Annotated in this window: 16 protein-coding genes and 1 pseudogene; 14 read left to right on the top strand and 3 right to left on the bottom strand. The window is 68.7% G+C overall.

The window, feature by feature from the left end; all coding sequences use genetic code 11:
* Positions 1–104: 104 nt before the first annotated feature.
* The 4 genes and pseudogenes from infB to QQZ11_RS00380 all read left to right on the top strand — a co-directional run bounded on the left by infB (position 105) and on the right by QQZ11_RS00380 (position 5,731).
* Positions 105–3,209: a translation initiation factor IF-2 gene (gene infB / locus QQZ11_RS00395; protein ID WP_022909852.1), complete on the top strand. Its 3,105-nt coding sequence runs from the start codon at positions 105–107 to the stop codon at positions 3,207–3,209.
* Positions 3,210–3,291: 82 nt separating this feature from the next.
* Positions 3,292–3,714, top strand: a pseudogene (gene rbfA, locus QQZ11_RS00390) (30S ribosome-binding factor RbfA); the annotation flags it as partial.
* Positions 3,715–3,818: 104 nt separating this feature from the next.
* Positions 3,819–4,706: a tRNA pseudouridine(55) synthase TruB gene (gene truB / locus QQZ11_RS00385; RefSeq protein ID WP_284548086.1), complete on the top strand. Its 888-nt coding sequence runs from the start codon at positions 3,819–3,821 to the stop codon at positions 4,704–4,706.
* Positions 4,707–4,789: 83 nt separating this feature from the next.
* On the top strand, positions 4,790–5,731 hold the full coding sequence (locus QQZ11_RS00380) for a bifunctional riboflavin kinase/FAD synthetase (RefSeq protein ID WP_284548085.1): 942 nt from the start codon (positions 4,790–4,792) through the stop codon (positions 5,729–5,731).
* Between the two features lie 58 nt (positions 5,732–5,789).
* Here QQZ11_RS00380 and QQZ11_RS00375 read toward each other — a convergent pair whose 3' ends face one another.
* Positions 5,790–6,278: a GNAT family N-acetyltransferase gene (locus QQZ11_RS00375; protein ID WP_022909855.1), complete on the bottom strand. Its 489-nt coding sequence runs from the start codon at positions 6,276–6,278 to the stop codon at positions 5,790–5,792.
* A 252-nt stretch (positions 6,279–6,530) separates the two neighbouring features.
* Between QQZ11_RS00375 and rpsO the strand changes: the two genes are divergently transcribed.
* Positions 6,531–6,794, top strand: coding sequence for a 30S ribosomal protein S15 (gene rpsO, locus QQZ11_RS00370; RefSeq protein ID WP_022909856.1), 264 nt, complete (start codon positions 6,531–6,533; stop codon positions 6,792–6,794).
* Positions 6,795–7,002: 208 nt separating this feature from the next.
* Here the strand turns inward: rpsO and QQZ11_RS00365 are convergent, their stop codons facing one another.
* The gene (locus tag QQZ11_RS00365) at positions 7,003–7,959 is read right to left on the bottom strand and encodes a type IV toxin-antitoxin system AbiEi family antitoxin domain-containing protein (RefSeq protein ID WP_284548083.1); all 957 of its coding nucleotides are present in this window, start codon (positions 7,957–7,959) and stop codon (positions 7,003–7,005) included.
* A gap of 514 nt (positions 7,960–8,473) precedes the next feature.
* Here QQZ11_RS00365 and QQZ11_RS00360 point away from each other — a divergent pair.
* The 3 genes from QQZ11_RS00360 to QQZ11_RS00350 all read left to right on the top strand — a co-directional run bounded on the left by QQZ11_RS00360 (position 8,474) and on the right by QQZ11_RS00350 (position 12,307).
* Positions 8,474–10,693, top strand: coding sequence for a polyribonucleotide nucleotidyltransferase (locus QQZ11_RS00360; RefSeq protein ID WP_022909858.1), 2,220 nt, complete (start codon positions 8,474–8,476; stop codon positions 10,691–10,693).
* A 95-nt stretch (positions 10,694–10,788) separates the two neighbouring features.
* The gene (gene dapB / locus QQZ11_RS00355; RefSeq protein WP_284548081.1) at positions 10,789–11,526 is read left to right on the top strand and encodes a 4-hydroxy-tetrahydrodipicolinate reductase; all 738 of its coding nucleotides are present in this window, start codon (positions 10,789–10,791) and stop codon (positions 11,524–11,526) included.
* Positions 11,527–11,536: 10 nt separating this feature from the next.
* A complete protein-coding gene (locus tag QQZ11_RS00350) occupies positions 11,537–12,307 on the top strand; it encodes a hypothetical protein (protein WP_157438890.1) in 771 nt (256 codons plus the stop codon).
* Positions 12,308–12,343: 36 nt separating this feature from the next.
* On the opposite strand, the gene QQZ11_RS00345 is transcribed toward QQZ11_RS00350, so the two are convergent.
* The gene (locus QQZ11_RS00345; RefSeq protein ID WP_284548080.1) at positions 12,344–12,967 is read right to left on the bottom strand and encodes a GNAT family N-acetyltransferase; all 624 of its coding nucleotides are present in this window, start codon (positions 12,965–12,967) and stop codon (positions 12,344–12,346) included.
* Positions 12,968–13,006: 39 nt separating this feature from the next.
* On the opposite strand from QQZ11_RS00345, the gene QQZ11_RS00340 reads away from it, so the two are divergent.
* From QQZ11_RS00340 to coaD, 6 genes are all read left to right on the top strand, one after another.
* Entirely contained in the window at positions 13,007–14,689 is a 1,683-nt protein-coding gene (locus tag QQZ11_RS00340) for a ribonuclease J (RefSeq protein WP_284548079.1), read from the top strand.
* A gap of 300 nt (positions 14,690–14,989) precedes the next feature.
* Complete coding sequence (gene rpmB, locus QQZ11_RS00335; protein ID WP_022909863.1) at positions 14,990–15,175, top strand: 50S ribosomal protein L28; 186 nt, start codon at positions 14,990–14,992, stop codon at positions 15,173–15,175.
* Between the two features lie 13 nt (positions 15,176–15,188).
* On the top strand, positions 15,189–15,353 hold the full coding sequence (locus tag QQZ11_RS00330) for a hypothetical protein (protein WP_284548077.1): 165 nt from the start codon (positions 15,189–15,191) through the stop codon (positions 15,351–15,353).
* Complete coding sequence (locus QQZ11_RS00325) at positions 15,320–17,578, top strand: ATP-dependent DNA helicase RecG (protein WP_446698822.1); 2,259 nt, start codon at positions 15,320–15,322, stop codon at positions 17,576–17,578. The genes QQZ11_RS00330 and QQZ11_RS00325 overlap by 34 nt, the downstream gene beginning before the upstream one ends.
* The gene (rsmD, locus tag QQZ11_RS00320; protein WP_284548074.1) at positions 17,575–18,198 is read left to right on the top strand and encodes a 16S rRNA (guanine(966)-N(2))-methyltransferase RsmD; all 624 of its coding nucleotides are present in this window, start codon (positions 17,575–17,577) and stop codon (positions 18,196–18,198) included. Before QQZ11_RS00325 ends, rsmD begins: the two co-directional genes overlap by 4 nt.
* Positions 18,195–18,683 carry a pantetheine-phosphate adenylyltransferase gene (gene coaD, locus QQZ11_RS00315; protein ID WP_284548072.1) on the top strand — a complete coding sequence of 163 codons (489 nt, stop codon included), beginning with the start codon at positions 18,195–18,197 and terminating at the stop codon, positions 18,681–18,683. The genes rsmD and coaD overlap by 4 nt, the downstream gene beginning before the upstream one ends.
* Positions 18,684–18,698: the final 15 nt, after the last annotated feature.

The following is an 18,698-nucleotide window of genomic DNA, read 5'->3' as shown; positions in this document are numbered from 1 at the left end:
AGAAAGTGGGCTGACGCTCATGACCACTCGATGAGTACTCACCAATGAGCATGGACAACAACTAATTGGTTCGGCCGAGTCACGACCGGACCTGAAGGAGACAAGTGGCCAAGGTCCGCGTCTATGAGCTCGCCAAGGAGCTCGGACTCGAAAGCAAGGATGTTCTGTCGAAGCTGAACGACATGGGCGAATTCGTCCGGTCGGCTTCGTCCACCATCGAACCGCCTGTGGTGCGCAAACTGCGCGAACAGGCCAAGACCGGCGGCGGTTCAGCCCCGGACAAGTCAGGTGACAAGTCAACGGGTGCACCCAAGCCGGGTGGCACCCCCGCTCCGCGTCCGGCCGCACGGCCGGGTGCCCGTACGACCGATGCTCGTACGACCGATGCCGGCTCGGTGGCCAACGCCCCCAGCCCGGCAGCGACCGGCTCCGCGCCGACCAGCCCGGCGCCGTCCAGTGCGGCACCAGCCAGCCCTGCGCCCCGTCCCGCTCCTGCCCAGGCTCCGGCAGCCGCGACGGCCGACGCGCAGGCGCCCGCCGCCGGATCGGCCACCGACCGTTCGGACGCCGCGCGATCTGATGCTCCCCGCTCCGAGGCCCCGCGCCCCGGTGGGGCGGCACCTCGTCCGTCCACGAGCGCCTCGGCGCCCGCGGGCCAGTCGGCACCCCGCCCCAGTGGCGCGCAAGCGCCTCGCCCGGGTGGTCCTCGTCCGTCGGCGGCCGCTCCCGGTGCTCGGCCGGCCTCCAGCGCCTCTCGCACGGGCGGTACCCCCGCCGGTGCTTCAGGTGCGCCGCGTCCCGGGGCTCCTCGTCCCGGTGCCGCCCCCGGCGCCCGACCGGGCGGTGCTCGTCCGGGTGGCTCCGGTGGTCTGCCCAGCGGTCAGGCCGGTGCTCGTCGCACGGGAACCCCGCGTCCGGGCAACAACCCCTTCGCTCCTTCGCAGGGCATGGGAACGGCTCGTCGGCGCCCCGAGGGTGCGCCCGCCCAGGGTCGTCCGGGCCAGGTCAGCCGTGAGGGACGCCCCGCGGGCACCTCGACGGGCATGCCTCGTCCCGGTGGCACCAGTGGGATGCCTCGCCCCAACCCGGCGATGATGCCCAAGCAGCAGTCCGCCCAGGTCGGAGCCCCGGCCAGGGCCGGTGGCCGTGGTGGCCCCGGCGGCGCCCGTCGCGGAGGCCCCGGTGGTCCCGGACGCGGTCCGGGTACCGGTGGCTTCGGTGGCCCCGGTGTCGGTGCTCCCGCTGGCGGTGGTCGTGGTGGTCGCGGTGGTCGTGGCGGATCGGGCACCCAGGGTGCCTTCGGTCGCGGCGGTGCCGGTGGCAGGCGCGGACGCAAGTCGAAGAAGCAGCGCAGGCAAGAGTTCGACCAGATGGAGGCGCCGCTGATCGGTGGCGTGCGCGTCCGTCAGGGTGACGGTTCCACGGTGCGTCTGCGCCGTGGCGCCTCGCTGACCGACCTTGCCGAGAAGATCGGTCTGGAGCCGGCATCGCTGGTGCAGGTGTTGTTCAACCTGGGCGAGATGGTGACCGCGACCCAGTCCGTGTCGGACGAGACCCTCGAGGTGTTGGGCGCCGAGCTCAACTACTCGATCCAGGTCGTCTCTCCCGAGGACGAGGATCGTGAGCTGCTCGAGAGCTTCGACCTGGAGTTCGGCGAGGACGAGGGCGACGAGTCCGATCTGGCCCCGCGCCCGCCGGCCGTCACCGTCATGGGTCACGTCGACCACGGAAAGACCAAGCTGCTCGACGCGTTGCGCAAGTCGAACGTCGTCGCCGGCGAGGCCGGTGGCATCACGCAGGCGATCGGTGCCTACCAGGTCGAGACCACGGTCGACGACGTGGACCGCAAGATCACCTTCATCGACACCCCGGGCCACGAGGCGTTCACCGCCATGCGTGCCCGTGGTGCGAAGGCGACCGACATCGCGGTGCTGGTCGTGGCCGCGGACGACGGTGTGATGCCCCAGACGATCGAGGCGCTGAACCACGCCAAGGCGGCCGATGTGCCCGTCGTGGTGGCGGTCAACAAGATCGACAAGCCCAGTGCCGACCCCGAGAAGGTGCGCGGACAGCTCACCGAGTTTGGTCTGGTGCCCGAGGAGTACGGCGGCGACACGATGTTCGTCAACGTCTCGGCCATCACCGGTGAGGGACTCGACCAGCTGCTCGAGGCGGTCGTGTTGACCGCCGACGCGGCTCTCGACCTGCGGGCCAATCCAGACATGGACGCCCAGGGTGTCGCCATCGAGGCGCACCTCGACAAGGGTCGTGGTCCGGTGGCCACCGTGCTCATCCAGCGCGGAACGCTGCACATCGGTGACTCGATCGTCGCCGGTTCGGCCCATGGCCGCGTCCGTGCGCTGATCAACGACCGCGGCGAGACCGTCACCGAGGCGCCGCCCTCGATGCCGGTCCAGGTGCTCGGTCTCACCAGCGTGCCCGGCGCCGGCGACAACTTCCTGGTCGTCGAGGACGACCGGATGGCTCGTCAGATCGCCGACAAGCGCGAGGCGCGCATGCGTGCCGCGGCCCAGGCGGCCGGTTCCCGTCGCAAGACCCTCGACCAGCTGTTCGAACAGCTCGAGAAGGGCGAGACCCAGGAACTGCTGCTCATCCTCAAGGGCGACGGCGCAGGTTCGGTCGAGGCCCTGGAGGACGCACTGTCGAAGATCGACGTCGGCGACGAGGTGTCGCTGCGTGTCATCGATCGCGGTGTCGGTGCCATCACCGAGACCAACGTCTCGCTGGCTGCTGCCTCGAAGGCCGTCATCATCGGGTTCAACGTCCGGCCCACGCCGCACGCCACCCAGATGGCCGACCGCGAGAACGTCGACATCCGCTACTACTCGGTCATCTACTCCGCGATCGACGAGATCGAGGCAGCCCTCAAGGGCATGCTCAAGCCGATCTTCGAGGAGAAGACGCTCGGACAGGCAGAGATCCGCGAGATCTTCCGCTCGTCCAAGTTCGGCACCATCGCCGGTTGCATGGTGCTGTCGGGTCTCATGCGACGCAACGCCAAGGCGCGTCTGCTGCGTGACGGGGTCGTGCTGGCCGAGACCACCATCGCGTCCCTGCGGCGCGAGAAGGATGACGCCACCGAGGTCCGTGAGGGCTACGAGTGTGGTCTGACGCTCGGGAACTACTCCGACGTCAAGCAGGGCGACATCATCGAGACCTACGAGATGGTCGAGAAGCCGCGCGACTGAGTGCGCACACATCACCACATCGGCAGCGGCGGAGGGCATCAGCGCTCCGCCGCTGTCGGCATCACTGAAGGGACACCCCCCCATGCCCAACCCCCGCGTGGCCAAGCTGGCTGACCAGATCAAGGTCGTGGTGGCCGAGACCCTCGAGCGGCGCATCAAGGACCCACGGCTGGGCTTCCTGACCGTCACCGACGTCCGACTGACCGGCGACAGCCGCGACGCGTCCATCTTCTACACGGTCTACGGCACCGACGAGGAGCGTGTCGGCACCGCAGCGGCGCTGGAGTCGGCCAAGGGTCTGCTGCGCTCGACCGTGGGCAAGCGGCTGGGTCTGCGCTTCGCCCCCACCCTCACCTTCCACCTGGACGCCACCGAGGAGTCCGCCCGTTCGATCGAGGACCTGCTGGTGCAGGCCAAGCGTCGCGACGCCGAGTTGGCCGCCCAGGCGGCCACTGCCCAGTTCGCGGGGGAGGCCGATCCCTACCGCCACGAGGATGACGACGACTGGGACGAGGACGACCAGTCCGAGGCCGTTGAGGACGACGAGCCCGACGTTGCTGGGGCCGAGGAGTCCGAGGCGGTCGACGACGAGGACGAGAACACTCCTCGATGAGCCCCCAGGACTCGTCCGGCATCGTGCTGGTCGACAAGCCCCAGGGCTGGACCTCCCACCAGGTGGTGGGCCGGATGCGACGGCTGCTGGGCACGCGCAAGGTCGGGCATGCCGGCACGCTCGACCCGATGGCGACCGGGCTGCTCATCATCGGCGTCAATCGCGCGACCCGGCTGCTCGGCCACCTGGCCGGCCATGACAAGACCTATCTGGCGACCATCCGGCTGGGGCAGTCCTCCTCCACCGATGACGCAGAAGGGGAGTTGTCGCCGGTGGTCCCGGCGGCCCACCTCGAGGACGGGGCGATCGAGACCGCCATGGACGACCTGCGCGGTGACATCGAACAGGTGCCCTCGAGCGTCTCGGCCATCAAGGTCAACGGCCAGCGGGCCTACGCCTTGGTTCGGGGTGGGGAGCAGGTGACGCTCCGCGCCCGCCCCGTGACGGTGGCGCGCTTCGAGGTCATCGGTCGCAGGACCGAGGGCGACCTGCTCGACCTCGACGTGGTGGTCGACTGTTCCTCAGGCACCTACATCCGTGCGCTGGCCCGTGACCTGGGTGCGGAGCTGGAGGTCGGCGGGCATCTGACCAGTCTGCGACGGACCAGGATCGGCGGCTTCGTCCTGCCCGAGCTGACGGTTGACCTCATCGGGGACGAGGCCCCTGCCCTGACCTCCATGGGCGAGGTGGGTCGGACTGCCTTTGCCCATCTGGACGTTTCGGCCGAGCAGGCCGATGACGTGCGCTTCGGCCGGGCACTCGAACTGGACCTGTCACCGGATGTCCCGACGGCGTTGATCTCCGCCGACGGTGACCTGCTGGCCCTCCATGAGGCCAACCCCGATCGTCCGGGGTGGACGAAACCGGTCGCCGTCTTCGTCTGAGCGGGCTCGCAGCGACCCGAGCCCCCCGGGGTGGGCTGTGGCTGCATCGCTCGTCCGGGCCAGTGGTGTCTAGACTCGGGCGCGTGCAGAATCCAACGGTCGTCGTGATCGGCAACTTCGATGGCGTGCACCGCGGGCACCGTGAGTTGCTCGCCCACGCCCAGAGCCAGGCTCCCGGACTGCGTCTGGTGGCCGTCACGTTCTGGCCCCACCCCCAGGCCGTCATCCACCCCGGGTCGGAACCCCAACTCCTGACCGGACTCGACGATCGCATCCGGCTGCTCAAGCAGGCCGGCGCGGCCGAGGTGCGGGTGGTGCCCTTCACCCGCGACTTGATGGCCTGGTCACCGGAGCAGTTCGTCGACCAGGTGCTGGCCCCGCTGCACCCCGAGGTCGTCGTGGTGGGCACGAATTTCACCTTCGGCTCGCGGGCCGCAGGCAGTGTCGAGACCCTCGCCGAACTGGGCCGTCGTCCGCAGAGCAGGTTCCGGGTCGAGCCCTTGTCCCTGCTCGCGACCGACCAGCAGATCACCTGCTCATCCCTGATCCGGGCCTCGATCGAGGCGGGCGACGTCGAGACGGCCGAGGAGCACCTGGGTCGCCCGCACCGGTACGTGGGCACCGTGGTGATGGGCCACCAGCGCGGACGAGAACTCGGCTACCCCACGGCCAACCTGCCGGTGGAGGCGTGGCACCTGGCGCCCGCGGACGGTGTCTACGCGGGTTGGTTGACCAGACTGGACGAGCCCGACCCGACCCCGATGCCCGCGGCCATCTCGGTCGGTACCAATCCCACCTTCGATGACGTGCCCGATCGTGTGGTGGAGGCCTATGTGCTCGACCGCTCCGACCTGGAGTTGTACGGGGTACGGGTGGCCGTCGACTTCGTGAAGCGGCTGCGTGGGAACGTGAAGTTCACCGGGCTGGAGACGCTGGTCAAGCAGATCGCCGCAGACGTCGACCAGACCCGTCAGGTGCTGGGCCTGGCCGCGCTCGCTCCCGCGAGCCACGACGCCGCCGAATAGGGGACCGGCCCGGCACCCCCGGGTCCGCAGCGAGTCCTCGGTGAAGCCCGCTGGGGCTTCAGCGCATGGTCAGTGACTTGCGATAGACCGCGTAGTAGTTGCTCACCTGGCTGGGGTGGGCCACCTGTTCCGCGTCGGGGTCCTCGACGAACTTGTGGTCGCCGGTCGCGGAGTAGCCCAGGTCGATCGCCAGCGGGATCGCCTTCTCGTTGTTGGGGTCGATCGCCATGTGACAGGCGAGGTAGCCCTGCTTGCGCGCCTCTTCCTCGAGGAACTCGGTGAGTTGCACACCCAGACCCTTGCGTCGCGACCCGGGCACCACGTACAGCAGTTTCACCTCGGGCTGCAGATCGGACTCGCGCAGGTCGAGCACACCCGATCCCTGCACCTGGCCGTCGACGAGCGCCACGGCGAAGATCGCCTCCCCCGCGCGCTGGCCAGCGAAGACGTCGTCGGTGAGGTGAAGTTCGGGACGGGTCTCCATCGAGCGCAGCACCTCGAGATCCGCCTCGGTCGCGGGGCGGACGAGGATCGTGGGGTCGGCCATGGGATCTCCTTCTCGACTCGGCAGAGGCGGCCGAACCCGGCCTGGGGCCGGATCGACGAGCATCCCCAGTCAATCATGCCGGGGGCCTCAGTGGGAGGGGGGCCCTCGCTGTGCGACCTCCACCCGGGGTCCGGTTTGGTCGAGGTCGCGACCACGCGTACTGTTGACCCTTGGCGTCAGACGCCCGCGGACCAAGAGAGTCACCCGATCAGGGCCCGACACCGCGCAACGGACGAAAGGAGCACCACACTGATGGATGCCGAGACCAAGAAGCAGATCATCGAAGAGTACGCGACCACCCCAGGCGACACCGGTTCTCCCGACGTCCAGGTTGCGCTTCTCACCAAGCGCATCGCGCACCTGACGGAGCACCTGAAGGAGCACAAGGGTGACCACCACAGCCGTCGTGGATTGCTGCTGATGGTCGGCCAGCGCCGCCGTCTGCTCAACTACGTGGCCAAGCAGGACGTCGAGCACTACCGCGAGCTGATCGCTCGCCTCGGCCTGCGTCGATGATCTGACCTCTCCGGCACGTACTTCGCCCCGGTTCCCTCGTGGAGCCGGGGCGAAGTCATGTCCGAGGGTCATGTGCCACCGACTCTTGTTGCCCCGGGCCTTGTTGCGCCGCCCTTGTTGTTCTGGCCCCGTCCATGTGGCTGGCGCTGTTCCCGATGGCTGCTGTCGACAGCACAAGCCACGAGGAGTATCGCCAGCCACGCTGGGCTCACGGCCGGCCCTGCAGTGCCGAGCTGAGGATCCGTGCGAACCGGGCGGGGTGGTGCAGGTCGCGCACCATCCACCGGACAATACGCCACCCCTCGTCCGCCAATCGGCGCTCCCTGTCCCGCTCGGCCGTCACGGCATCACTGGGACGACCCCCATGGCGTGGTTGGTCGTACTTCACCCTGCCGTCGCACTCGCCAATGAGGCGCTGGTCCCGCCAACCGAAGTCACCGCGTCCCACCAGACGTCCCCGGCTGTCCCAGACCTCCACTTGTTCAACGGGTCTGGGCAGCATGAGTTGGTGCATCCGCAGACGGGACACGGACTCGGCCGGGCTCTCGGCCAATCTGCTCGCGAGTTCGACGGAGGTCCTGGCGGCTCGGACCCCGGGCCGACGTGCCTGCAGACCCAGGACGTCCTGGAGTTCTCGCGGGTCGAGTCCTGCGTGTCGAAGGGCCCAGTCGGCGGCGACGACGCCTTGGTCGGGCCCGAAGCGGCGTGCCAAGTCCAGCACGGTGCGCGCGAGCGTGGTCACCGGGAGGCCATCGACGGCGGTGACCTCGTGCGGGGTCAACGGGCAGTTGTTGGCGTGGATCGGGCCGCGCACGTAGCCGCGGGTGGTGTTCGACCGTGTCACCCAGACCTGGGTCCCCGGCTCCAGCTCCCAGAGCGGGATCCCCCAGAGCACTGCCGCCGACAGGTGGGAGAGGACGACGCCTTCCCCCATCCATTCCGCCGAGGCTTGAACCAGCGTCCGGTGTGCCTCGGTCAGCGGGACTGGTGGGTTCCCGCCCGTACCGGTTGCTGCGTACACACCACGCCTCAATCGGACGAGGGCACCGTCCCGCGTCGCCCGACGGATGGTGTTGGCGCTCCAACCAAGGCCGACGAGTTGGGACGAGGTCCACGATTCGCCGAAGGGTGTCGTGGAATGCAGGAGTGATGGCGGAGGAGTCATGCCTCGAGCCCACCATCCCGGGCGGCTGCGCAACAGGGGAGAGGTGTTGGCCGAATGTTGTCGCCATGTTGTCCGGGGCCACGGGCATTCAGTGGTCCGGACGACCGCTCATCCGCCAACCGTATCGACGTGGCTGGCTTTCTTCCTCCTGGCTGCTGTCCACAGCACAAGCCACGTAAAGGATCGCCAGCCACGTGGTCCGTGGCGTGGCTGGACTCCGGCCGGACGACCTTCATCGGACGACCCCATCGGACGACCCCAACCGCTCGCCGACGAGCGCGAAGCGACCCACCCCGCTAGACTGGGCTGCGGTTCGAAGAATGAACCCTGCCAGCGCAGCTCGAGAACGCGGTCTGGTCCTCGGTAGTGACCTTCAGGTGGTAACCCCTGCGGGTCTCGATCGAAGACCGGCTGGTTCGTGAGTGGCCCGCCGACGGCCCCGGGGGAATCGTCCCGCACGGAGCCCTGATCGAGGCGCGCCCGCGCGGCAGTCCAACCCCAAGAGAGGTATCCCGTGGAGGGTCCTGACATCCAGTTCGCCGAGGCCGTGATCGACAACGGTAGCTTCGGCAAGCACACCGTCCGTTTCGAGTCCGGCCTGCTGGCCCAGCAGGCTGACGGCGCCGCCGTCGTCTACATCGACGAGGACACCATGCTGTTCTCGGCGACCACCGCCGCCAAGTCGCCCCGCGACTCCATCGACTTCTTCCCCCTGACGGTCGACGTCGAGGAGCGCATGTACGCCGCGGGTCGCATCCCCGGCTCGTTCTTCCGCCGTGAGGGTCGCCCGTCCGAGGGCGCCATCCTGGCCTGCCGCCTGATCGACCGTCCGCTGCGTCCCTCGTTCGTCAAGGGACTCCGCAATGAGGTGCAGGTCGTCGTGACCATCATGGCCCTCAACCCCAACGTGCTCTACGACGTCATCGCGATCAACGCGGCCTCGATGTCGACCCAGATCGCCGGGCTTCCCTTCTCGGGACCCATCGGTGGTGTCCGCATTGCCCTGATCGACGGCCAGTGGGTCGCCTTCCCGACCGTCGAGCAGCTCGAAGGAGCCGTCTTCGACATGGTCGTGGCCGGACGGGTGCTGCCCGACGGTGACGTCGCCATCATGATGGTGGAGGCCGAGTCGACCGAGACCACCTTCGAGCAGGTGCGCGCGGGTGCCCAGGCCCCGACCGAAGAGGTCGTCGGCGAGGGCCTCGAGGCGTCGAAGAAGTTCATCAAGGCCCTGTGCGACGCGCAGGCCGAGCTGGCTGCCAAGCTGCCGAAGGAGACCTACGACTTCCCCGTCTTCTCCGAGTACGGCGACGACGTCTACGCCGAGGTCGAGCGCCTCGGTCAGGAGAAGCTCACCGGCATCATGCAGATCGCCGGCAAGCAGGAGCGCGACGACGCCAGCCACGAGCTGCGCAAGTCGATCGCCGACGAGCTGACCCAGAAGTTCGAGGGTCGCGACGGCGAGATCTCGGCGGCGTTCAAGTCGCTGACCAAGAAGATCGTGCGCCGCCGCACCCTCACCGACGGTGTCCGCATCGACGGTCGTGGGGTCGAGGACATCCGCACCCTGTCGGCCGAGGTCGGAGTCATTCCGCGCGTGCACGGTTCGGCACTGTTCCAGCGTGGTGAGACCCAGATCCTGGGTGTCTCCACCCTGAACATGCTGGGTCTGGAGCAGAAGCTCGACACCCTGGCGCCCGAGAACCACAAGCGCTACATGCACCACTACAACTTCCCGCCCTACTCGACCGGTGAGACCGGTCGGGTGGGTTCGCCGAAGCGTCGTGAGATCGGGCACGGAGCACTGGCCGAGCGCGCGCTCGTCCCGGTGCTGCCGACCCGCGAGGAGTTCCCGTACGCCATCCGTCAGGTCTCGGAGGCCCTCGGGTCGAACGGATCGACCTCGATGGGTTCGGTGTGCGCCTCGACCCTGTCGCTGCTGAATGCCGGTGTGCCCCTCAAGGCCCCCGTCGCCGGTATCGCGATGGGCCTGATGAGCGAGCAGATCGACGGCAAGACCCACTACGTGGCGCTGACCGACATCCTGGGAGCCGAGGACGCCCTCGGCGACATGGACTTCAAGGTCGCCGGCACCTCGGAGTTCGTGACCGCGCTGCAGCTCGACACCAAGCTCGACGGCATCCCCGCCGACGAGCTGGCCAAGGCCATGCTGCAGGCCCGCCGTGCTCGTCACACCCTGCTCGAGGTCATGAACGAGGCCATCGACGCACCTGACGAGATGAGCCCCTACGCCCCGCGGATCCTCACCCTGAAGATCCCAGTCGACAAGATCGGCGAGGTCATCGGCCCCAAGGGCAAGATGATCAACCAGATCCAGGACGACACCGGTGCCCAGATCACCATCGAGGACGACGGCACCATCTACGTCGGTGCTGATTCGGGCGAGGCCGCCGAGGCTGCCCGGTCGACCATCAATGCGATCGCCAACCCGACCATGCCTGAGAAGGGCGAGCGCTACCTGGGCACCGTGGTGAAGACCACCGCCTTCGGAGCCTTCATCTCCCTGCTCCCCGGCAAGGACGGCCTGCTGCACATCTCGAAGATGCGCGACCTGGCCGGCGGCAAGCGCGTCGAGAACGTCGATGACGTCGTCAGCGTCGGTCAGAAGATCCAGGTCGAGATCTCCGAGATCGATGACCGCGGCAAGCTGTCGCTGGTCCCGGTCATCGAGGGCAAGGACGACAAGTCGGACGAGGCTCCCTCGGCCGAGTGATCGACCAGTACGTGGCGCGACCCCGGTTCCTCGGAGCCGGGGTCGCCCCATGTCTGGGCCAAGTCGTGTCACCGCACCCCGGTAGGCTCCCCTCCATGACTCGAGTGGCTGTGTTCGGAGCTGGCGGCAAGATGGGGGCCGAGGTGTGTCGTGCGGTGGAGCGTGCGGGGCATGAGCTCGTGGCTCGCATCGACGTGGGGGACGAACCCTCGTCCGCCCTCGGCGCCGATGTGGCCGTCGACTTCACCCACCCTGACGCGGTGATGGACAATCTCAAGTTCTGCATAGACCACGGCATCCACGCCGTGGTCGGTACCACCGGGTTCACCCCGGAGCGACTCGACACAGTGCGCACCTGGCTGGGGGAGGAGCCCACGACCGGGGTCGTGGTGGCCGCCAACTTCTCCATCGGGGCGGTGCTGATGATGGCGATGTCCAAGAAGGCCGCTCCGTTCTACGAGTCGGTGGAGGTCATCGAGTTGCACCATCCGAACAAGGCCGATGCGCCCTCCGGCACCGCCACCGTCACGGCCCATGGCATCGCCGAGGCACGCCGAGCCGCAGGACTGGGTCCGGTTCCCGATGCCACCCAGCAGGAGGTCGACGGGGCACGCGGCGCCGACATCGACGGCATCGCCGTGCACAGCGTCCGCCTGCGTGGGCTGGTGGCCCACCAGGAGGTGCTCTTCGGTGCCGAGGGAGAGACCTTGAGCATTCGCCACGACTCCCTCGACCGGGTCTCGTTCATGCCGGGCGTGATCGCCGCGGTCGAGGCGGTGCCTTCACGGCCCGGACTCACCGAGGGCATCGAAGCCATCCTGGGTCTCGACTGAGGTGGGGGCTGTGACTGAGGCGGGGGCACACGCCCGCGGCCGGAGCGTCGGCGCTCGCCGGTCCACGACGCGGGCGGGCGGCTGCCTGCGGATCCTGGTGCTCGGCCTCGTCCTCGTCGTCGTGCTGGCCGTCGTCGCGGTCGTCGTGGGGGACCGATTCGTCCGGTCCGAGGTCGAACAACGGGTCGGGACGTCGGTCTCGAAGAGCCTCGGCGGTCCCACGACCGTCACCATCGACGACCGATCGGTGCTGCTCGCGCTCGCCCGGGATCGGTTCGCCACCGTGCGTGGGTCCGCGCCCACCGCGAAGTTCAGCCAGGGTACGGGAGCATCGGCGCAGACCCTGCACGTCACCGACCTGACCTTCACCGCCTCCGGGGTCACCCACCTACGCTCGGGGGACACCCTCGACGTCGAACACCTCCGAGCGGGTGCAACGGTCAGCTACGCCGAACTGAGCCGACTCGCCGGCACACCCGTGGGTTCGGCCGGAGCAGGACGGGTGAAGCTCACCCAGACGGCATCCGTGTGGGGGGCCAGCGTCACCATCGAGGTCACGGCCAAGCCGGGGGTCAAGGGCGATCGCCTGACCCTCGACGACCCCGCAGCCACGGTGTCGGGCGTCGACGTGCCGCAGTCGTTGCTTCGTCCACTGCTCGCCCGTGTCACGGACCAGGCAGCCCTGCCCCCGATCAACGGCATGGGCTACGACTCGCTGACTGCCGGTGCCGCTGGCGTCGTGGTCACCCTCAGCGGGGAAGGCGTCGCGCTCCCTCGCTGACTGCGGGACGAACCCGGGCCCGACACAGACCGGTGGTCACTGCCCGTCGGACGAGATGTCCGTGTGCAGCCTGACCTGCTTCACCCGGACGACGCCGTCCTCGGTGCCGAGTTCCTGGTGCCCGCCGTCGGGTGCCCACCCGGTGCCCACCAGCAGCGCGCGGAAGTCGTCGTCGGTGGAGCGCACCCAGCAGGTGGCCCGGGTGAAGCGATCCGCCCGCAGGGTGTCGACAGCTGCGTTCAACAGCCTTGAGGTGTGCCCCCTGCCCCGGGCCATGGGGTCGACCCGGAAGTAGGACAGCTCACCGTCGTGACCGGTGGCGTCCTCGTCCTGGGCAGGTCCCACCACGGCGAACCCCACCACCCTGGAGGCCAGCTGGGTCTCGTTCTCCCGGCCCGTCGCACGCGGGGCGCCTTCGGGTTCGGTGGCCACCAGCACGCGCATGCTGGCCAGGGGTGGCCGGGTGATGGAGGTGTGCCAGATCTCTGCCATCTGCTCCAGGGTGGTCTCATCGAGGAACCGCCTCATGAGCGGGTCGTCGGTCCACTCCCGGCGCTGGATCTCGGCGAGTTGCCAGGCCTCGACGGGCATGGCCAACCTGACCCCCGGGGCCACCTGTGGAGTCGGTCCGGGGTTCACCAGCGGCAGCTCACGCGTCATGGGGCGAGAATAGTCAGCGACCCTCGCTAGGGTGGAATCGTGACTGGTTCCTCTCTGCGTACCCCGCCCAAGCTCTCCCCCGACACCCTGAGGGTGATCCCACTGGGGGGTCTGGGTGACGTGGGCCGCAACATGGCCACCCTCGAGCTGAACGGAAAACTGCTGCTGATCGACTGCGGCGTGCTGTTCCCCGAGGACCACCATCCCGGTGTCGACCTGATCCTGCCCGGCCTCGACGCGATCGACGACCGCTTCGACGACGTGGTCGGGCTCGTGCTCACCCACGGCCACGAGGACCACATCGGCGCGGTGCCCTACCTGCTGCGCCGTCGGCCCGACATCCCCATCTTCGGGTCGAAGCTCACCCTCGCCCTGGTCGAGTCGAAGATCCGTGAACACCGCATCAAGAACCCCATCCTGCGCCGCGTGGTCGAGGGCGACCGACTCGACGTCGGCGAGTTCGACCTCGAGTTCCTGGCGGTCAACCACTCCATCCCCGACGCCTTGGCCGTGTTCGTCCGCACCAGCGCCGGCACGGTGCTGCACACCGGTGACTTCAAGATGGACCAACTGCCCCTCGACGGCCGCATCACCGACCTGCGTGCCTTCGCCCGGCTGGGCGCCGAGGGAGTCGACCTGTTCATGTGCGACTCCACGAACGCCGAGGTGCCCGGATTCGTCCCGAGCGAGAGAGAGATCGAGCCCGCCATCGCGCGCGTCTTCGCCCAGGCCAGGCAGAAGCTGATCGTGGCCTGCTTCGCCAGCCACGTGCACCGCGTGCAGCAGGTCCTCGACATGGCGGTCCAGCACGACCGCAAGGTGGTCTACGTGGGCCGCTCGATGGTGCGCAACATGCAGGTGGCCCGCGATCTCGGGTACCTCAAGGTGCCCGAGAACACCTTGGTCGACATCAAGGACATCGAGCACCTGCCCGACGACAAGGTCGTGATCATCTCGACCGGGTCGCAGGGCGAACCGCTGTCGGCGCTGGCTCGCATCGCCAACCGCGAGCACCCGGTCGTCAGCCTTGGCCCGGGCGACACCGTGCTGCTTGCCTCGTCGCTGATCCCCGGCAACGAGAACGCCGTCTACCGCGTGATCAACGGCCTCACGCGGCTCGGCGCGAACGTCGTCCACAAGGGGAATGCGCTCGTGCACGTCTCGGGCCACGCCGCCGCGGGAGAACTGCTCTACTGCTACAACATCCTCAAGCCGCGCAACGTCATGCCGGTGCACGGCGAGGTCCGTCACCTGGTGGCCAATGGCGCACTCGCCATCAAGACCGGCATCGCCCCGCATAACGTGATCATCACCGAGGATGGGGGAGTGGTCGACCTCGCCCGACGCCAGGCGCGGCTGGTCGGCAAGATCGACGCCAGCTACATCTTCGTCGACGGCTCGAGTGTCGGCGACATCACCGAGTCGCAGCTGACCGACCGTCGCATCCTCGGCGAGGAGGGATTCATCTCGATCGTGGCTGCCGTCAACCTGCACGACCGCTCGCTGGTGTCCGGTCCCGAGATCACCGCTCGTGGTTTCGCCGAGGACGCCGAGTTCGACGCGATCATCGAGGAAGTTCGTGGGGTGTTGCTGCGAGGACTGAAGGACGGCGCTGAGGACGCCTACCAACTCCAGCAGCAGGTTCGCCGCACGGTGGGCCGCTGGGTGAACCAGAAGCACCGACGCCGCCCCATGATCGTCCCGGTCATCGTCGCGATTTGATTCGCGGGGGATGACCCCCTGCACCCCCACCCCCGCACCCCACGCGGGGGATGACCCCCTGCACCCCCACGCGGGGGATGACCCCCTGCACCCCCACGCACCCTCGACCTCGCGGGGATGACCCCCTGCACCCCCACGCACCCTCGACCTCGCGGGGATGACCCCCACCCCCAGCCTCCCCAGCCGATTTTGGACGGATCGCCCCCCTCGGCTACGATTGACAGGTTGCTGCGCGCCGCAAGACGCCAGCCGCTCACTCTCGCGCCTCTCGGCGCACCACCAACTAACGAGGAGATTCCCATGGCTGCCGTGTGCGACATCTGCGCCAAGGGCCCGAGCTTCGGACACAACGTGCCTTGGTCGAAGAAGAAGACCAACCGCCGCTGGAACCCGAACATTCAGCGAGTCCACGCTGTCGTCCAGGGCACCGCGAAGCGCCTCAACGTGTGCACCGCGTGCATCAAGTCCGGCAAGGTCACCCGCTGACCCTGTCGCGAGCGTGACCACGGTCACCACGCGCGTCCTGTACTGCATCGAAGGCCCGCTCCCCGGGGAGCGGGCCTTCTGCTGTGCCCACCCCCGGGTCGACGTGACCGGTGAGGTGCGCCGCCGCGGGTTGGTGGGGCGAAACTGTCACGACCTGCCGATACGCTCCCTGATGTGACTCGCTGGCAGACCACCACCTTCGCGCGGCTCAACCAGCCCGTCGCCAAGGTGATCGGCGAGAAGTCGGCGAAGGCGTTCGCAGCCCTCAAGGTCCGCACCGTCGGAGACCTCCTGAGGCATGTGCCCCGGCGCTACCTGCTGGGCACCGAGAACTCCGACCTGCGTGACCTCCCCGTCGGCGAGGAGGTGGCCATCATCGCTGAGGTGGCCGACGTCCGGGGCCCACTCGGGCAGGAGCCCCGAATGCGCATTGAGGCGACGCTCACCGACGGCAGCGGACGGGTGACCGCGACCTTCTTCGGCAAGAAGCACCACTGCGCGTACTGGGCCATGAACCTGAAGGCGGCGACCAGGGGCATCTTCGTCGGCAAGGTCAGCACCTTCAACGGCAACCTCCAGTTGGCCCACCCCACCTTCGTCATGTTCGACTCCAGCGGCAAGGTCGTCGGCAAGGCCGACCAGGCCGCCGAGATCGCCGAACAGGTGACCCGATCGGGACTGGTGGGTCTCTACCCCGCCACCTCCAAACTCCCCACGTGGACGATCGGCGCCACCATCGACCTGGTGCTCGACAGCATCGGCGACCTGTCCGAACCGCTGCCCGCCTGGGTGCTGGAGGAGACCGACCTGCCCACCCTGCAGGCTGCCTACACCGGCGTCCACCGCGCCTCCACCAAGGAGGAGGCAGCGCGCGCCCTCGAGCGCCTGCAGTTCGACGAGGCGCTCGCCCTGCAACTGGTGATGGCACGACGACGCGCCGACAACACCCACCTGCGCGCACCGGTGCTGACGTCGCGCGACGGCGGACTGCTCACGGCCTTCGACCGTCGCCTGCCGTTCGCACTCACCCGTGGGCAACTCGAGGTGTCGTCCCAGATCTTCGACGACCTCGCCCGCGAGGTGCCCATGCAGCGACTGCTGCAGGGAGAGGTGGGCTCGGGCAAGACCTTGGTGGCGCTGCGGGCCATGCTCGCCGCGGTCGACTCCGGACACCAGGCAGCGCTGCTGGCACCCACCGAGGTGCTCGCCGCCCAGCATCTCAGCACCATCATCGACCTCCTGGGCGACCTCGGCCAGGGCCGGGTGCTCGGGGCCCCGGACGAGGCCACCCAGGTCGTCCTGCTGACGGGGTCCCAGTCCGCCGCCGAGCGCAAACGCGCCCTGTTCGCAGCTGCCAGTGGTGAGGCAGGCATCGTGATCGGCACCCACGCCCTGCTCGCGGACCGCGTGCAGTTCGCCGACCTGGGCCTGGTGGTGGTCGACGAGCAGCACCGTTTCGGCGTCGAACAACGGTCTGCCCTGACCCAGAAGGCCGAACTCAGCCCGCACGTGCTGGTGATGACGGCCACCCCGATCCCACGCTCCGTCGCGATGACGGTCTTCGGTGATCTGGAGACCAGCCTGCTCACCGAGATCCCCGCCGGACGAAGCGACGTGCAGACCACTGTCGTCGATGCCGGCGCGAACCCCGCCTGGGTCGAGCGGGCCTGGCAGCGGGTGACCGAGGAGGTGGCCGGCGGCAGGCAGGCCTTCGTCGTCTGCTCGACGATCACCGCTGCCCAACGCGAGGACGTGCCCGACGAGATGACCGTGGACGAGGACCCAGCACCGGTCCCTCCGGTGGCGGTCGAGGACCTGTACGCCGAGCTCTCGTCCGGCGCCCTGAAGGGACTCTCGGTCGGCATGCTCCACGGTCGGATGAGTGCCACCGACAAGGACGAGGTGATGGGCCGGTTCGCGGCCGGCGAGATCGACGTGCTGGTGGCGACGACGGTGATCGAGGTCGGGGTCAACGTGCCCAATGCGTCGGTGATGGTCGTGATGGACGCCGATCGCTTCGGGATCAGTCAGCTGCACCAGCTGCGCGGGCGCATCGGACGAGGCGAGCACCCCGGCCTGTGCCTGCTGCTCACCCATGCTCGGCCCGACTCCCCAGCCCGCACCCGTCTCGACGCCGTGGCCGGAACCCGCGACGGATTCCTGCTGGCCGAGGCCGACCTGGCGGCGCGGCGGGAGGGCAACGTGCTGGGGGCCAACCAGTCGGGCACCCGCTCGACCCTGCGACTGATCCGCGTGCTGGAACATGCCGACCTCATCGTCACCTGCCGCGACATCGCAGCCAAGCTGGTGGCCGACGATCCCGACGCAACCAACCCCCACCTCAACGACATCGTCACCCAGGCCGAACTCGACGCCGCCGGTGACTGGCTGGAGCGAGCATGAGCCGCATCATCGCCGGACGAGCCGGGGGCCGCCGGTTGCAGACGCCCGCCGGGGACAGGACCCGTCCGACCACCGACCGGGTCCGGGAGGCGTTCTTCTCGTCCCTGGCAGCGTGGAACGGCACCGGTGACGGACCCGCCCAGACACACCTGTCGGGTCTCGCCTTCCTCGACCTGTTCGCTGGTTCGGGGGGCGTGGGCCTGGAGGCCGCGAGCAGGGGAGCGGGTCCGGTCGTCCTCGTGGAGTCCGATGCCCGCACCGCCCACCTCATCCAGCGCAACGCCAAGGACGTGGGACTCGACGTGACCGTGCGCGCGGCCAAGGCCGAGACGTACCTCGCCGGCACCCCTCCTCACCGGTTCGACGTCGCCTGGGCCGATCCTCCCTACTCCCTACCCACTGACCACCTGGAGGACCTGCTCGCCCGGGTGCGGGACGAATGGTTGCTCCCCGACGGTGTCATGGTGGTCGAACGCGCCCGACGGTCGTCCGTGCCCCAGCTCGCCGGTTGTGAGACCTGGACCCGCCCCTACGGCGAGACCACCCTGGTGTGGATCGCCCCGCTCGAAGCCGCAGACGCCACAGAGCCCTCCCCACCAGCAACCCAGGAGACCCCATGAAGGCCGTCTGTCCCGGCACCTTCGACCCCATCACCCTCGGTCACGTCGACATCATCCGGCGGGCGGCCAGGCTGTTCGATGAGGTGATCGTGGCCATCGGCACCAACTCGACCAAGTCGACCCTGTTCACCCTGGACGAACGACTCGCGCTCTGCCGGGAGGCGATGACCGAGTTCCCGGCCGTCACCGTCGGCGTGATCGACGGTCTGCTCGTCGACTTCTGTCGGGAGCACGACGCACCCGTGGTAGTGAAGGGTCTACGTTTCGGCTCCGACTTCGACTACGAACTGCAGATGCACCACGTCAACCACACCGTGGGTGGCATCGAGACGGTGCTCCTGCCCGGTGGCCGGGAGTTCGGGACGATCTCGTCGACCCTGATCCGCAACGTCGCCTCATTCGGCGGCGACGTCTCCATGTTCCTCAGCCCCGACGTGAACGATGCGCTGGTCGAACGGATGGCGGAGCGCAGGGCTGCGCGGTGAGCGTCCGCAGCTGCC

Source organism: Aestuariimicrobium sp. T2.26MG-19.2B (genome assembly GCF_950101875.1).
Classification (GTDB): Bacteria; Actinomycetota; Actinomycetes; order Propionibacteriales; family Propionibacteriaceae; genus Aestuariimicrobium; species Aestuariimicrobium kwangyangense.
Note: the sequence above shows the minus strand (reverse complement) of the source record. Positions and strands in the feature narration are given on the sequence as shown.

Coding starts and splice junctions, on each gene's coding strand:
- truB (WP_284548086.1), top strand. CDS start 3,819: ATGAGCCCCCAGGACTCGTCCGGCATCGTGCTGGTCGACAAGCCCCAG.
- QQZ11_RS00375 (WP_022909855.1), bottom strand. CDS start 6,278: ATGGCCGACCCCACGATCCTCGTCCGCCCCGCGACCGAGGCGGATCTC.
- rpsO (WP_022909856.1), top strand. CDS start 6,531: ATGGATGCCGAGACCAAGAAGCAGATCATCGAAGAGTACGCGACCACC.
- QQZ11_RS00365 (WP_284548083.1), bottom strand. CDS start 7,959: ATGACTCCTCCGCCATCACTCCTGCATTCCACGACACCCTTCGGCGAA.
- dapB (WP_284548081.1), top strand. CDS start 10,789: ATGACTCGAGTGGCTGTGTTCGGAGCTGGCGGCAAGATGGGGGCCGAG.
- QQZ11_RS00345 (WP_284548080.1), bottom strand. CDS start 12,967: ATGACGCGTGAGCTGCCGCTGGTGAACCCCGGACCGACTCCACAGGTG.
- rpmB (WP_022909863.1), top strand. CDS start 14,990: ATGGCTGCCGTGTGCGACATCTGCGCCAAGGGCCCGAGCTTCGGACAC.
- rsmD (WP_284548074.1), top strand. CDS start 17,575: ATGAGCCGCATCATCGCCGGACGAGCCGGGGGCCGCCGGTTGCAGACG.
- coaD (WP_284548072.1), top strand. CDS start 18,195: ATGAAGGCCGTCTGTCCCGGCACCTTCGACCCCATCACCCTCGGTCAC.